At 65.3% G+C, this 14,051-nt stretch carries 13 protein-coding genes and 1 pseudogene; 10 read left to right on the top strand and 4 right to left on the bottom strand.

Going from position 1 to position 14,051, the window contains the following annotated elements; translation table 11 throughout:
* From JZ792_RS29165 to JZ792_RS29155, 3 genes and pseudogenes are all read left to right on the top strand, one after another.
* Positions 1–119 (top strand): annotated as a pseudogene (locus JZ792_RS29165) (IS5/IS1182 family transposase); the annotation flags it as partial.
* 38 nt (positions 120–157) lie between these two features.
* A complete protein-coding gene (locus JZ792_RS29160; RefSeq protein ID WP_216915449.1) occupies positions 158–355 on the top strand; it encodes a hypothetical protein in 198 nt (65 codons plus the stop codon).
* Positions 356–411: 56 nt separating this feature from the next.
* Entirely contained in the window at positions 412–3,021 is a 2,610-nt protein-coding gene (locus tag JZ792_RS29155; RefSeq protein WP_216915447.1) for a LuxR C-terminal-related transcriptional regulator, read from the top strand.
* A gap of 187 nt (positions 3,022–3,208) precedes the next feature.
* Here the strand turns inward: JZ792_RS29155 and JZ792_RS29150 are convergent, their stop codons facing one another.
* A complete protein-coding gene (locus tag JZ792_RS29150) occupies positions 3,209–3,664 on the bottom strand; it encodes a hypothetical protein (protein WP_216915444.1) in 456 nt (151 codons plus the stop codon).
* 211 nt (positions 3,665–3,875) lie between these two features.
* Here JZ792_RS29150 and JZ792_RS29145 point away from each other — a divergent pair, with 211 nt between their 5' ends.
* From JZ792_RS29145 to JZ792_RS29120, 6 genes are all read left to right on the top strand, one after another.
* Positions 3,876–4,040 (top strand): hypothetical protein, encoded by a 165-nt coding sequence (locus JZ792_RS29145; RefSeq protein ID WP_216915442.1) that lies wholly within the window; start codon positions 3,876–3,878, stop codon positions 4,038–4,040.
* An 838-nt stretch (positions 4,041–4,878) separates the two neighbouring features.
* Positions 4,879–5,268, top strand: coding sequence for an ImmA/IrrE family metallo-endopeptidase (locus JZ792_RS29140; protein WP_254190505.1), 390 nt, complete (start codon positions 4,879–4,881; stop codon positions 5,266–5,268).
* A gap of 38 nt (positions 5,269–5,306) precedes the next feature.
* Positions 5,307–6,467: an MAB_1171c family putative transporter gene (locus JZ792_RS29135; RefSeq protein ID WP_308165500.1), complete on the top strand. Its 1,161-nt coding sequence runs from the start codon at positions 5,307–5,309 to the stop codon at positions 6,465–6,467.
* Positions 6,464–7,873, top strand: coding sequence for a cytochrome P450 (locus JZ792_RS29130; RefSeq protein ID WP_216915437.1), 1,410 nt, complete (start codon positions 6,464–6,466; stop codon positions 7,871–7,873). The genes JZ792_RS29135 and JZ792_RS29130 overlap by 4 nt, the downstream gene beginning before the upstream one ends.
* Positions 7,874–8,441: 568 nt before the next feature.
* Positions 8,442–8,726: a hypothetical protein gene (locus JZ792_RS29125; RefSeq protein WP_216915434.1), complete on the top strand. Its 285-nt coding sequence runs from the start codon at positions 8,442–8,444 to the stop codon at positions 8,724–8,726.
* Between the two features lie 721 nt (positions 8,727–9,447).
* Positions 9,448–11,175, top strand: a complete 1,728-nt coding sequence (locus tag JZ792_RS29120; RefSeq protein WP_216915454.1) for a GMC oxidoreductase — start codon at positions 9,448–9,450, stop codon at positions 11,173–11,175.
* A 312-nt stretch (positions 11,176–11,487) separates the two neighbouring features.
* Here JZ792_RS29120 and JZ792_RS29115 read toward each other — a convergent pair whose 3' ends face one another.
* The 3 genes from JZ792_RS29115 to JZ792_RS29105 all read right to left on the bottom strand — a co-directional run bounded on the left by JZ792_RS29115 (position 11,488) and on the right by JZ792_RS29105 (position 13,267).
* The gene (locus JZ792_RS29115) at positions 11,488–11,991 is read right to left on the bottom strand and encodes a hypothetical protein (RefSeq protein WP_216915432.1); all 504 of its coding nucleotides are present in this window, start codon (positions 11,989–11,991) and stop codon (positions 11,488–11,490) included.
* 80 nt (positions 11,992–12,071) lie between these two features.
* Positions 12,072–12,893, bottom strand: a complete 822-nt coding sequence (locus JZ792_RS29110) for an SAM-dependent methyltransferase (protein ID WP_216915430.1) — start codon at positions 12,891–12,893, stop codon at positions 12,072–12,074.
* Positions 12,894–12,916: 23 nt separating this feature from the next.
* Positions 12,917–13,267: a DoxX family protein gene (locus tag JZ792_RS29105; protein WP_216915428.1), complete on the bottom strand. Its 351-nt coding sequence runs from the start codon at positions 13,265–13,267 to the stop codon at positions 12,917–12,919.
* A gap of 144 nt (positions 13,268–13,411) precedes the next feature.
* Here JZ792_RS29105 and JZ792_RS29100 point away from each other — a divergent pair, with 144 nt between their 5' ends.
* Positions 13,412–14,044, top strand: a complete 633-nt coding sequence (locus JZ792_RS29100; RefSeq protein ID WP_216915426.1) for a TetR/AcrR family transcriptional regulator — start codon at positions 13,412–13,414, stop codon at positions 14,042–14,044.
* Positions 14,045–14,051: the final 7 nt, after the last annotated feature.

Raw genomic sequence — 14,051 nt, 5'->3', positions numbered from 1 at the left:
CCTGGCTACACGCGTTCAAACGGTTGCGTATCCGCTACGAACGCCGCGCCGACATCCACCAAGCCCTACTCAGCCTCGCCTGCGCGGTCATCTGCCTCCGCAAACTCATTCTGAACTGATCTGTTAGTCGAGAGCAGAAAGGTCGTGGGGTGGGCTGATGGACGAGGACGAGCGGGATCGATGGGCGATGGATCGACTGCCGTTTCCATATCTGGAGGCGCTGCGGCTACGCGCTGCGGGTGTAACCGATGAGGTGATCGCGAAGGTTCTGGCCCTGGACGTGGCAGCGGTGGGGTCGGTATTGGCGATGGCCGAGGTGAAACTCGCCGCGATCCGCGCTCGAGGGCGGCGATGACGATACGATTGCGTGACCTGGCCTCGTCCGGTGCCGTCGACGATTATTCTGAGACGATGGAGGCGGCGTGGCCGCTGATCGGGCGGGCCGAGGAACTGGACCGACTGCGGGAATCCACTACTCCCGCAGCCCACGGCGTGGTCCTTTCGGGCCCGGCCGGTGTCGGCAAAACCCGTCTGGCCGCAGAGGTCCTCGCTTACTGGCAGGGCCAGGGGCGGTGGTGCCGCTGGTTCGTGGCTACTCGATCGGCGCAGTCGGTGCCATTGGGGGTTTTCGCCGACGTCGTCGAGACCGACGTCCATGACTCGGTAGGACGCATCCGTTCGGTCGTCAACGCACTGACCGGCGACGGGAGCGGGGATCGCGTGCTCCTGGTCATCGATGACGCGAACCTGCTCGATGAGCAGTCCGCACTCGTGCTGCACCAGATCGTGCGGCATTCGCACGCTGATGTGCTGTTGACGATGCGCAGCGGCGAACCCGCCCCCGACGCGGTGACAGGGTTGTGGAAGGACCAACTCATCGCACGGCTGGATCTGCAACCGCTGTCACAAGAGGAGACCGCCGATCTGCTCACCCGCACGCTGGGCGGCCACCTCGAATCCTCCGCCGCTGCGGGATTGTGGCGTTTCACCCGCGGCAACGTGCTGCACCTGCGGCATCTGGTCGAGGGCGAACGCGCCAACGGCCGGTTGAGCGAACGAGACGGGGTGTGGGTGTGGGAGGGACGCCCCGAGATCTCGGCGCCCCTGACCGAGTTGATCGATGCCGGCATCGCCCGTCAACCGGCTCACGCGCTGGCCGTGGTGGACCTGATGTCGGTCGCTGACCCGCTCGAGGTCGCGGTGCTCACCGCGCTGTGCGATCCGGACGCGGTCGAAGCCGCCCACCGTGCCGGGTTGATCGTCATCGACACCGACGCAGCACCGGCGGTAGCACGGCTGGCGCACCCTCTGCTCGGGGAGGTACGTCGAGCACGCTGCCTTCCTACCCGGTTACAGGCACTACGAGGCGAGGTCGCACGCGAACTGGCACGCCAGGACAATGCTCGCGGACCGGTCATGCTGGTCCGGCGGGCGGTGCTCATGTGTGGGTCCGATCTCGCCCCTGACAGCGACCTGCTGATCGATGCGGCTCGCGCAGCGCTGCGACTGTCGGATCCGATCACCGCTGAACGCCTCGCTCACAACGCCGTCACGGCCGGAGGCGGGTACCGCGCCAACCGGGCACACGTCGGTGGGTTGGTCGACACTCAACGGTTCCGCGAGGCACACGAGGTCACCACCATGCTCGCAGCATCGGCCAAGTCACCGCGAGGGCGTGTCGCCATGGCGGTACTTGCTGCCGTTATCAAAGACACGATGGTGGCACCGACCGAAGGCAACTGCGTCGCGGCGCTGGAGAACGACGCCGCCGCAGTGGGTTTGAGAGGCATCTACGACGCAGCGCTGGCGTATAGAGAAGCCTTCCAGATCAACCCGGCATGCGCGGTCGAGGCGGCACAGGCTGCACTGGACTCGGCAGAGCTGTTCAGCGAAGACTTCGAGGTAGTTGCCCTCATCGCGCTCACAGCGGGCAACGCCATGCTGGGCCGCTACAGCGCTATGGCCGCGCCCGCCGAGCGCGGCTATGTGATGGGCAGAAACTCCACTCGTTCGGCCACCGCCCATCTGCTGCACAGTGTTCATCACTTGGTAGGGCTCTACACCGGCGGCTACCTCGCACAGGCCGCTGATCTGGTCGCCCAACTCACTCGCGAGCAGTTGGAGTTCCCCCTGGCGTATTCCTACTGGGCGTTCATCGAAGGACTCGTCGCGATCGCTCATGGAGATCTGGCCGTGGCTGTCCAGCGGTGCCGCGAAGCTCGAGCGGTGAACGTCGTCGCGGAATCGACTTGGATACAGACGTGGGCGTTGCTGTGCCAAATTACCGCTGTCGCGATGAGCGGCGACGACGAGACCGCAGCGACGCTGTCGCAGGAGTACCGGGCGCCGGGTTCGGTCGCTGCGGCGCTGAGCCCGCCTAGTGTCCTGCTCGTCACTCGGTCTTGGGTTGGTGCCGCAGCTGGGGTTACCAGCCGCGCTGTATCGCTCGCTGTCGAGGCTGCCGAAATAGCGCGCGGGCAACACTTCTTCGCCCACGAAGTCCTTTGCCGACAAACCGCGGTCCAGTTCGGCGACCGGAACCAAGCGCGACGCCTCACCGAGCTCGTAGCGATCGTCGAAGGACCGCGGGTCGCGGCCGCCGCCTTGCACGCCACCGGTTTGGAGACCGGTGACTGCGACGGACTGTGCGAGGCCGCCGGACGCTATGAGCAGTTCGGTGACCGGATCGCCGCGGCGGACACCTTCGCTCAAGCGGCGAACCTGTTGCGAGACCGTGGTCTTCGCGGTGCTGCGCTGACCGCGGCAGCGTCGGCCGAACGGCTCTCCGCGGCGACCGGCGCCGCCACACCCGCACTACGATCGCTGCGATGTCCCTGCCCGCTGACCGCGCGGCAACGCGAAGTGATCGCCTTGGTCGCCGCAGGGCTGACCAACCGACAGATCGCCGAACAACTCGTCACCTCGATCCGAACCGTGGAGGGACATCTGTTCCGGGCATCTCAACGCACTGGAATCAGCAGCCGCGAAGGGCTCGCCACGCTCGTGGACCACAGCACATGACACTTCCGTGGCCTCTGCTCTCGCAAGACCTGACAGATTTGGGCAGGCGCGTATCAGAACGAGGATGCGCTGTCAGTCCATCGCAGACATTTGGTGGGCCTGGGGAATGCCACGATTCTGAGAGAGAACTCTGATGCCACGTTGCGAGACAAACTGATTGCGGCTGAGGACCACACGCGGTGGGGGTTTACCCCAGTTCGGTGGTGGCGCGAATCCACACCGCGTGTTCGGCCTCCACCATTTCCAGCGCGGCGTCCGGAGTCAGCTGATCGGCGGTGCCGCTGATGACGATCAGGCCCGTGCCGATGTGATGCAGACCCGCGACCCGCTCGCGCCACTGCGTATCAGCTTCCAGTCCGCCGGAGTAGATTTCGCCGAGTCCGGTCGGGCCGGTGATCCGCACCGTGGTCACACCCGCGCCGATGGTGACCGTCCAGCCCGGTGCCGGATCGCCGAGGAAATCGGTATCGCGCATCGGCTGGGCGCCGTGTTCGGTGAGCGCGGTGGTCCAGGCGTCCGCGGTAGCCAGCGTGCCGGATTCGGCGATGTGCACGCTACGGAATCGGGGCAGCACGATCACGACCGGCGTGGTGCCGATGACGGCGGTCCAGGTCATTGCCTGCTCGATCTCGGGCGTGGCCATGCCGATCGACACTACCGGGCCGAAACGGCCGTTTTCACCCGAGAATCTATCGACGGCGCCCCGGGTACACCCGGACGGACAGCCGTTGCCGAGCAAGTCGCCGCCAAAGTGGTGACCTGCCTCTACGACGCCGGGTTCGAACTCGCCGAGGACACCACCCGGCTCACCGCAACGAGGCCGAGGCGGCGTTCGCAGCCCTGGATGCGCGCCTGTGGATCGAAGAATCCGCGCGAACCTGACCTGCGACCACCAACCTTTCAGGCACGAGCGCATCGAGGAACTGCACGGCGACCCCGATGCCTTCGACGTGGAATCAGTTCTGGGCGAGACGGTTCCGGTCACCTTCGCGGAAGCGCCACAGCTCGAGCCGATCTGATCCTGCGAGTCGAGTCCAAGCAGCACACCGGCACATCAGGCGGGTGCACCCGACCAATCAGCGTCCTCGACCGCGCGACTCCTCGCGCGCTCCCGCTCGACGCTCTACAAACACCTGCCCGAACTCGGCCATGCCAGGCCCGCGACCGAGCGGAGCCGAGCAGTTGACCGCTGCCCTCGCCCACCACGACGCGAGCAGGGAGCCGGACGCGGCGGCACCGCTTGCATCGATTCCGACTGTTCGATCCGATGACTTCCACTATTCACTCGAATATTATCGATAGCTTCCGATCGGCTGAATTTTTTGGTCTCATCGCTCGGTAATCTTTCGATTACCGAGGAATGCGACCGGTCCGCATTCGGAATAATTCTTCCGATGTGAAGGGACGGCGTGTAAGTGGCGTACTGACAGGTGGCTCGATCGATTTCGGTCGCACCGGCGAAGGTCTGCCCACGAGGGGTTTCGCGGCGGAAGATTCGCCGCTGTCACCGATGGATCGCATCAGCGTTCCGGACCGAGCACCGACCGCTGACAACGGCGAAAGTACACTTACGAGTTCTGTTCTGGCAGTACCTGTCTGGTCGTGCGGGGTTGTCGAGCGACCGGTAGGGTCAGGTGAGCGTTGTTCGGAGGGCGGGCTTCGAGTGTGCGGGATCGCGAAGTCCGTGGGGTGGCCCCTCGCAGGTTCGTGGTCCCGGGAGAGTTCGATCGAATGTCGAGTATGGGGGACCGATTTCGCGAGCTTTCGGTCGTGGTGCCGTTTCCTGGCCCATGGGACTTGGATGCCTATATCGCCGCGGTAGCCGAGTATCGCGGGCGCCCGATCGAGTTGGCCGCGATGGATACATCGATGCTGGGTGGGGCCGGATGTGGTACGGGTAGCGGGCTGTGGATCGCACGTCACGACGACGACATCATCGTCTACGATCGCGATACCTCGCCCTGGCATGCCCAGCACATCGTGTTGCACGAGATCGGGCACATGCTGCTGGGACACGACCGGCAACCCTCCGGGCAGGCCGATGCGTTCAGGGGTACCGCGTTGGCGGCGCTGATGCCCTCGATTGCGCGTGATTCGATCCGACGCGTGTTGGGCCGCGACGCCTACGGCGACGACACCGAGCGTGAGGCCGAGGCATTCGCCGATGCGGCGATGCTGCACGCCACCCACCCGCCGAGGTCTCAGTCGCCGATGCGAGGCACATTCTTCCGGAGCGGGCCGCGTTGATCTCGGCGCTTCCTGTCGCTGTCACGGTACCGGTTATCGTGCTCGAGTCCGTGGTCACTGCGATGCGGTTCCGGCTGATCAACCAGACAACGACGGACAAGCTGATCAACCGGTCGCTGATCTGGGGAGTTGTCGGGATGGTGCTGCACCACCACGATCTGGCCCCGCGTTACGCCAGTCTGTGGCATCAACTGTCGCTGGGCGCGATCTTGGCCATCCTGGCCGGTATCTACGGGATCGCCCGGCTGTGGCACGGAGCGGATCCGACGACGACCCGGCAACGGCAGCGCCGCTACGATCTCACGATCGCGCTGGTGTTCGTGGCGGTGTTGATCGCCGGAACCCCCGCCCGCGGAGAAGGAATGCTCATCGATCGAGCGTTGGGCTGGCCCGCGGTCGTGTTCTGGGCGGTGTTCGGTGCGCCGTTGGCGGTGTGCGCGGTGTCGGTCCTGCGGATCTGTGTCCACGATTTCCAGGTCGAGGACCTCGGCCGGCGCGAAAAGCTGGTCTACGCCGCGATCTTCGCCGCCGCGGCGGGGTTGCTGTGCGACGCGCTCGCGGGCCCGACAGTTGCCGCGCTGCAAACCTATACCGACCTGCCGTTTCCCGACGACCCTCGGATGAGCCGTAAAGCAGCCACATTCTTCCTCTCGGCGTTGCTGTGCTCCCTGTTCACCGCGATCCCGCTGCTCGCGATGCTCGCCACCCGCCTGGGCTGGGATACGACCAGCCGACACGCTCGCCGTCTGTATCCCCTGTGGCGTGATCTCACCGCGGCGTTTCCCGGGCTGGTCCTCTACCCCGCTGCCGAACTCGCACGACACCCACCGGCGGCGCGGCTACACCGGATGACCGTCGAGATCCGTGACACCCTGCTCGGTCTGCGGCCATACATGCGAGTAGACACCACTGCGGGCGAGGGCCATCCCGTTGCCGACACGGAACTCGGCACCCGAATCTCGCGATACTCCGTTCTGGTCACCCACGCGCTGGACGCCAAATTCGCCGGAGCACAACCCGATCCGGATACCGCCCGCATCGCGCCCCGCACACCGTCGACAGCCAACGATCCGAACTCCGAACTACGGGTCCTACTCGCCCTTGCCGACCGCTGGCCTCACGTCCTCGCTGCTGCCAGTGCCTCCCGGGCACACAGACCGGCATCGACACACCAACCGACCAAGGAGCGATCCCGTTGACCGATCTGTCCGCCCGTCCCGTCCAGGAACTACCCCACCCGCCGCTGCGACTCCCCCTGATCGGGGATCTGCTGACCGTACGACCGGGCAAACCCACCCAGGCGGCGATGCGTGATGCCCGTCTGCTCGGGCCGATCTACGAACGGCGGATCATCAACTACCCGGTCGTCATCGTCTCCGGTGTCGACCTGCTCGCCGAGATCAACAACGAAACCCATTGGCGCAAGAACCTCAGCCCGTTGTTCAAGCTGATGCGGCGTATTGCCCGCGACGGACTGTTCACCGCCTACAACGACGAACCCGCCTGGCGCACAGCACACAACGTCCTCGCCCCCGCGTTCACCCAGTCCGCGATGCGCAACTACCACCGCACCATGACCGACACCGCCGCAGAACTCGTCGACTACTGGACCCAGCGCACCGATCAATGGGTCGACGTCGCAGAGGACACCAACAAATTCACCCTCGAAGTCATCGGACGCTGCGGATTCAGCACCGGCTTCGACTCCTTCACCCGCGCAGACACCGACGAGCACCCCTTCGTCACCGCGATGACCCGCAGCCTGCGCTTCATCAACCGCAACGCCAACCTGCCCCCCTTCATCCACGGCTTCCCGCCCGGCCGAGTCGCTCAGTACGCCACCGACGTCGACTTCGCCAAGAAACTCGTCGACGACGTCATCGCCACACGCCGCCACGAAGATCCCCACCGCACCGACGACCTTCTCGGGTTGATGCTCAACAGCACCGACCCCGACACCGGCGACGCACTCGACGAGAAGAACATCCGGTACCAGATCCTGACATTCCTGGTCGCCGGACACGAAACCTCCGCCGGAGTACTCGCCTTCGCCCTGCACTTCCTCGCCACCCGACCCGATATCGCAGCACGCGCCCGCGCAGAGGTCGACGAACGCTGGCCCGACCGCACACAACCCCACATCGGCTACGACGACGTCGCGAAACTGCGCTACCTACGCCGCGTGATCGACGAAACCATGCGACTGTGGCCGATCGCGCCCGGATACTTTCGAGAAGCCAAACACGACACCACCATCGACAACGGCCGCTACCGATTCCGCGAAGGCGACTGGGTCTTCGTGCTCACCCTCGCCGCCCACCGAGACACCGGCTGGGGCCACGACGCCGAAGAATTCGACCCGGACCGATTCCTCCCGGAGAAACTACGCACTCTCGACCCCAACGTGCGTGCCGCCTATAAACCCTTCGGAACCGGCGAACGCGCCTGCATCGGAAGACAATTCGCCTACCACGAAACCATGCTCGCCCTCGCCCACATCCTCCACGCCTTCACCCTCGAACCCGAACCCGACTACCAACTCGACGTCACCGAACAGATCACCCTCAAACCCCGAGGACTACGCCTACGATTCCACCCTCGATAACCCCTGACCGCGCATAAATTCAGGATTCCCAATACAGCCTGAACCACCCCGAAGAACCGCCGATCAGGAACAACTTCAATTGATGAGCCACTGCAGAGCCGATCCATCGGCGAACGCGGTGAGGATCTTTCCTCCAGCACCGAACCCGGTGATGGTCACGCTTCAGAGTTTCGCCTTGGGGCCGTCCCGCGGCGCGGCGACTTCGCTTCGGTCATCACAGTCGGCACCGTTCCTTTGACCTGGCCGTCGTGCCGAACCAAGCAGCCCTGACCACGGCGCAGCTCTGCGATCCAACTATAGGCGCAGGTCAGGAGTCAGCAGGCAACGATGGATCGTCGCTCGCATTCCTCACTCCCGTAGAGAGCGTCCAGGCGCGACAATGGTCAAACACCGCGACTGCGCCGGTCGGGCCCGTCGCGCGACTCACGCTCGGATGGTCGGCCTGTCCCGGGAACCGCTGTGGCTGTGCAGTTCCCGGGCGGACCGGCCCTAGAGGACGGACAGTACAGGGTCATCGACATCTCAGGTGGAGTTCGTCGTGGTCGAAAGGTCCCTACGTTGACCGGCTTTGGCCGCGGAGGCTTTCGCCATTTTTGCCGACGATCACGATTTTCAAGCCCTGACGGGTGTCCGAATGCAGCGGCGCGTCGGCACCGAGCTGACCGATCCCCGGTCGACGACGTCATGGTTCCGCGAAGTTCATCTCGAGAAGGTCCCCGACCAGACGGCGTGCGACCTGTTCGACGTTGCGAGTCCGGTCAGTGGTGTTTCGGATCGACCGCCTGCCACCGCGCCTCCACCTCGCAATCGAACAGGCGTTCGTATTGTGGCATACAACCGTGCGGCCGGATAGCGCCCAGCATCGATTGCCAAAAATAAGCTGACTGGATGGTTGACGACCCGGCACTGATGCTGGCCGTCGCGTCGACCACTGGAGCATGTCGGGTGGGCCGTGGAGATGAAGTGGGATGGAACCAGACAGATACTTGAATTATTGCAGCTCGGAGGGAATCAACAGGTCTGTCCGGGCGGGTGCAATCCACCTCACGGCAACAGGTTCGGCCTTCGAACGGTGTGGCGATCTCGGACCTCGCGAAGTGAGAGCTGGGTATTAGCTTCTCGGCAGAGCGTGGTTCGATCCTCGGCTTCTCCTGCGACTGCGCGCGGAGATTCCATCGGAGGCGTCCGACGACGCGGAACGCTTGATCGTCACCAACCGCATCGACGGCATCATGGACTCGCGCGACTTCAACCGGCGGTGGTCGCAGGCCCGTGGCCCGGAGTTCGACTGGGTGACGGTACAGACCTTCCGCAAAACGGTGGCAACCATGATCGCGCACGAGCACGGACCCGATCTGGCCGCGGCCCAGCTCGGTCACGCGAGCAACGCGGTGACCCGGGCGCACTACATCGACCAGCCGACGTTGGCGCCGGACTTCACGGCGTCCTGGACCGGTCCGTGGCCGAAAGCGTTCCGTAAACGTTCCTCGGGGTGGAAAAGCCGGGGGCGAGGACCTAACCTACTCGGGAGTAGTGTGGGCGTTGTCACTGGTGAGATGATCGAGGAGTGCCATATGGACCAGCGTGCGACGGATTTCGACGTGTTGATCGTCGGGTCCGGATTCGGTGGCAGCGTCACCGCGTTGCGACTGGTGGAGAAGGGGTACCGGGTCGGGGTGTTGGAGGCGGGGCAGCGTTTTGCCGACGACGAGTTGCCCAAAACCAGCTGGGACCTGCGCAAATTCCTGTGGGCGCCAGCGCTGGGTTGTTACGGGATTCAGCGGATCCATCTGCTGCGTGATGTGCTGATCCTCGGTGGCGCCGGTGTCGGCGGGGGCTCGCTGAATTACGCGAATACGCTCTATGTGCCGCCGGAGCCGTTCTTCCAGGACGCGCAGTGGCGCGATATCACCGATTGGCGTGCCGAGCTCACCCCGTACTACGAGCAGGCGCAGAAAATGCTCGGTGTGGTCCGCAATCCGCATATGACCCCGGCCGACGAGGTGTTCAAGAAGGTCGCCGACGATATGGGTGTCGGCGACACCTTCGTGCAGACGCCGGTCGGTGTGTTCTTCGGCGAACCGGGTGAAACGGTAGCCGACCCGTATTTCGGTGGGGTCGGGCCGGATCGCACCGGGTGTGTCGAATGCGGCGATTGCATGGTCGGCTGCAAATTCGGGGCCAAGAACACGCTCGTCAAGAATTACCTCTATCTCGCCGAAAAGGCGGGGGCACAGGTTGTTCCGATGACAACGGTGACGGATCTGCGGCCGCTGCCGGACGGCACGTGGAATGTGTCGACCGCCCGTACCGGTGCCTGGGTTCGTAAGCGGCCCCAGACCTTTACCGCCGCCAACGTCGTTTTGGCCGCAGGTACCCGTGGCACCCAGAAATTGCTGTTCGACATGCGTGACAAGGGCGTATTGCCCGGGCTGTCGGATCGGCTCGGCATGCTGACCCGCACCAATTCCGAATCGATCGTGGGTGCGGCGACGAAGACGGTGACGCCCGGCGTCGATTTCACCAAGGGTGTCGCCATCACGTCCTCGATCCATCCGACCCCCGACACCCATATCGAACCGGTCCGGTACGGCAAGGGGTCCAACGCGATGGGCCTGTTGCAGACCCTCATGGTCGACGGTGGCGGTCGTATTCCGCGCTGGCTGCGGTTCGTGCTGCTCGTGTTGCGACACCCGATGCACCTGATCAGTTTCCTCAGCACCAAGAACTGGAGTGAGCGCACCATCATCTCGCTGGTGATGCAGCATTTGGACAACTCGATCACCACCTACACCAAACGGGGTGTGTTCGGTCGCAAACTGACCAGCAAACAGGGGCACGGGGAACCCAATCCCACGTGGATCCCGGTCGGCAACGACGTGACACGTCGGGTCGCCGACCAGATCGGCGGCATCGCGGGCGGTAGCTGGGGCGAGATCTTCAATATCCCGCTCACCGCCCACTTCCTCGGCGGGGCCGCGATCGGCGCCGACCCGGAACACGGCGTGATCGACGGCTATCACCGGGTCTACGGCTATCCGACGCTGAGCGTGGTGGACGGTGCGGCTGTTTCGGCGAATCTCGGTGTGAATCCGTCGCTCACGATCACCGCGCAGGCCGAGCGTGCGGCGGCCTACTGGCCGAACAAGGGCGAATTGGACAACCGCCCGTCGCAAGAGGCGGGGTACCAGCGGATTTCACCGATCGCCCCCGCGCGACCGGTAGTGCCGGCGAGCGCCCCTGCTGCGCTGAGGTTGCCGATCGTGGAGATCCGCGGTGCCGACAAGGGTGCCAGCGCCTGACATTTCGCGCGATTCGCACCGACGTACCGAAACTGCGGTCGGCCGCCGTCGTTGAAGACCGGGCCGTTGCCGCCATCAGATTGCGGACGGTGCGCAGCACGATCAGGCCGGCGTCAGCGATCCAGCGCCGCTGTCGGCCGCCGGAAGGCCCGGAAATTCCAGTCGCGAGTGGCGGATCGGCGGTCCGTGGATCGCCTTCTGCGGATCGCCGTGGTCGGTGTTGTGCTGCGGGCCATGCTGATTCGGCGGCGCGGATCTCGAGAGGTCCGCACCGAACAGCACCGACGGTATCGGGCGTTTGTCGTCCACCCGTCAGGAATCGACGCGCAGCGCCAGGACCTGTCCCTCGGCGGTGTGCTCGCGTGTGATCGACAGGGCGCAGGGCCCGATGACCACGTCGAGACGTTCACCTTCTCCGTGGGTGACGCCCGCGTGATCGCCGTCGGTCGTCATATTGAGCGGCGGATACGCCAACGCGATGACCAGGGTTCCGCTGGGCACATCGACGGTCCCCACCGGGACGGTTTCGGTTCTGGGGTCGCGCTCCAGACCGTCCGGTGGGATCGGCCGCACCCCGGGCTCGACCGGTGGCGTGATCCACAGGGTTCCGTCATCGCCGCGATAGACCGCGTGGTGTCCGTCGCCGTGGGCCTCCTCGACGTAGGCGCGCGCGCCGTCGAGCACCAGGGACTTACTGCCCTCGTCGGCGAGTTCGTCGCCGTGGACGTCCCAGCCGCCGAATCGTGCGTGCGCGTCACACAGGATCAGGAACAGACCGTTGTGGACGGGATTTCGGATCGAGCCGAGGTCTTTCACGGTGGGTGAGCCTAATGCCGCCGCAGGTCGATACCGCAACATGCACCGTGGCGCTGTCGATCGCGGTGAGCCCGTACGGATCACAGTCGGTCGACCGGATCCGACCGGAAGACCGGATGCCGCTCGTAGTGCGTGGGAATCGTCGTGATCGGTTCGTCGAGCACCACCTCGGGGCGACGGCGTGCGATCGCCCGAACGTAGCCGAGGTGACGGCCCGCGTCGGCGGTGATCGCGTCGATCTCCACGGTGTTGTTCGGCGAGACCTCGCGTTGCCAGTCCCGCCAGAACGTCCAACCCTCGGGCATGGTGTCGGCGCGTTCGATGTCGACGACTCCGCTGCGCGCCCAGTGCTCACGCCACCAGGCGGCCGTGTGCAGGCACGCCATGCTCGGTTCCCACCACGGTGCGAGGTGATCGGGCACCGTGGTGAAATCGGCGGACAGGCCCGCGCCCGCGATGCCGATCTGACCGCCGGGTGCGACGAATCGTGCCAGGTAGCCGAGATAGAGGTCGTCGGTTCCGTAGTAGGGGAACGAGTCGATACTGACGACGGCATCGAAGAAGTCGGCGGCGAACGGGAGTGCGCGGGCGTCGGCGTGGACGGGGAAGACCGCGTCGGCGGCATCGGCGTCGATGATGCGGCGGCGCCGATCGTCGGCGTCGAACCACAGGTCCGTGGACCAGACCTCGACGTCGAACTCGTTGTGCAGGAAGACCGACGAGGCGCCCCGTCCGCACCCGAGGTCGAGGATCCGCATACCCGGCCTCAGGTCCATCGCGCCGGTCAGCCATTCGGTGAGCCACAGCGAATTGGCTCCGCCGCTCACACTCGATCGGATCCAATCGGGGTGGTACCGCGACGATTTCGGAAACCGGGTGGATCGCAGTCGATCGGTGGACATTCGTTCTCCTTTCGCGGCCGGGTTCATGCGGTCGCGTAGACGGACAGGACCAGCGTCGCACCGGACAGTGCCAGGAACAGGATCGGTCCGGCGAGGTCGTACCGCCGGGCGCGCAGGTGCATCCATACCGCGGCGCAGAAGTACGCGACCAGGCCGACGGCGGCGGCGATGCCGAGTGGTCGGTAGGCGAGCCCGGCGAGCAGGCCGACGGCGGCGGCGAGTTTGAGCACGCCGAGTAACCACATCCGATGTTCCGGGAATCCGACACCGGCGATGATGGCGACGAGTGCCGGAGTGCGGGCCAGGGTGGCCGCGGCCGACCCCGTCAGCGCGACGGCCGTGGTGATCGAGAGCGCGGTGAGCGCGATATCCATGGGGATTCCTCTGGGTGAAAGTGTCCGGCGCCGTCGTCGACGACTGTCGGTGGGATCCCGCTCGAATTCATCGAACAGGTCGTCTTCTCGAATATACGACTTCCGCCGGACAGGTTGTCAAGTGAAATATGCGAAGATGGCGTCATGGGTACACGCAGATACGAACAGGTCGTGCGGGCCGATGCCGCGGAGCAGACGCGACGACGCATCCTCGACGCCGTCGGCGAGCAGCTCCGCGCGGCACCGACCGAGCCGGTCAGTCTGGAGAAGGTCGCTCGGGCCGCGAAGGTGTCACGCTCCACCATCTACGTCGACTTCGGCTCGCGCGCAGGACTTTTCGACGCCTTCGTGATGGATCTCTACGAGCGCACCGGCCTGCGTGAACTCTCCGAGGCCGTCGCGGCCGACGATCCGCGCGAACATCTGCGGGAGGCGCTGGCCGCGGCGGGCCGGATGAAGTCCCGCGATCTCGACATCTACCGGGTGCTGCACGCGATGGACCGCATAGACCCGTCCTCGGCCGCCGAAGCGGTGCGGGCGATGGAGGAGGACCGGCGCGGCGGCGTCACCCACCTGGCGAACCGGCTGGCCTCGGCGGGGCTGCTCCGCGACGACGTCTCGGTGGACTGGGCCGTCGACGTGCTGTGGACCCTGAGCAGTTTCGAGAGTCTGGACCTGCTCGTCACCGGGCGCGGTCTCACCGTCGCGGAGGCGACAGAACGCCTGGTCACCACCGCGGAGCGCACGCTCTACCGACCGGAGCAGGTGCGGGGGTGAGCACAGT

The sequence above is a fragment of the Nocardia noduli genome, from assembly GCF_019038455.1.
GTDB lineage: Bacteria > Actinomycetota > Actinomycetes > Mycobacteriales > Mycobacteriaceae > Nocardia > Nocardia noduli.
The sequence above is the reverse complement of the archived record's forward strand: the minus strand, read 5'-3'. Positions and strand labels throughout refer to the sequence as shown.

Excerpts from the sequence above, each read along its gene's own strand:
- JZ792_RS29160 (WP_216915449.1), top strand. The coding sequence starts at position 158 with ATGGACGAGGACGAGCGGGATCGATGGGCGATGGATCGACTGCCGTTT.
- JZ792_RS29155 (WP_216915447.1), top strand. The coding sequence starts at position 412 with ATGGAGGCGGCGTGGCCGCTGATCGGGCGGGCCGAGGAACTGGACCGA.
- JZ792_RS29150 (WP_216915444.1), bottom strand. The coding sequence starts at position 3,664 with ATGGCCACGCCCGAGATCGAGCAGGCAATGACCTGGACCGCCGTCATC.
- JZ792_RS29140 (WP_254190505.1), top strand. The coding sequence starts at position 4,879 with ATGGATACATCGATGCTGGGTGGGGCCGGATGTGGTACGGGTAGCGGG.
- JZ792_RS29120 (WP_216915454.1), top strand. The coding sequence starts at position 9,448 with ATGGACCAGCGTGCGACGGATTTCGACGTGTTGATCGTCGGGTCCGGA.
- JZ792_RS29110 (WP_216915430.1), bottom strand. The coding sequence starts at position 12,893 with ATGTCCACCGATCGACTGCGATCCACCCGGTTTCCGAAATCGTCGCGG.
- JZ792_RS29105 (WP_216915428.1), bottom strand. The coding sequence starts at position 13,267 with ATGGATATCGCGCTCACCGCGCTCTCGATCACCACGGCCGTCGCGCTG.
- JZ792_RS29100 (WP_216915426.1), top strand. The coding sequence starts at position 13,412 with ATGGGTACACGCAGATACGAACAGGTCGTGCGGGCCGATGCCGCGGAG.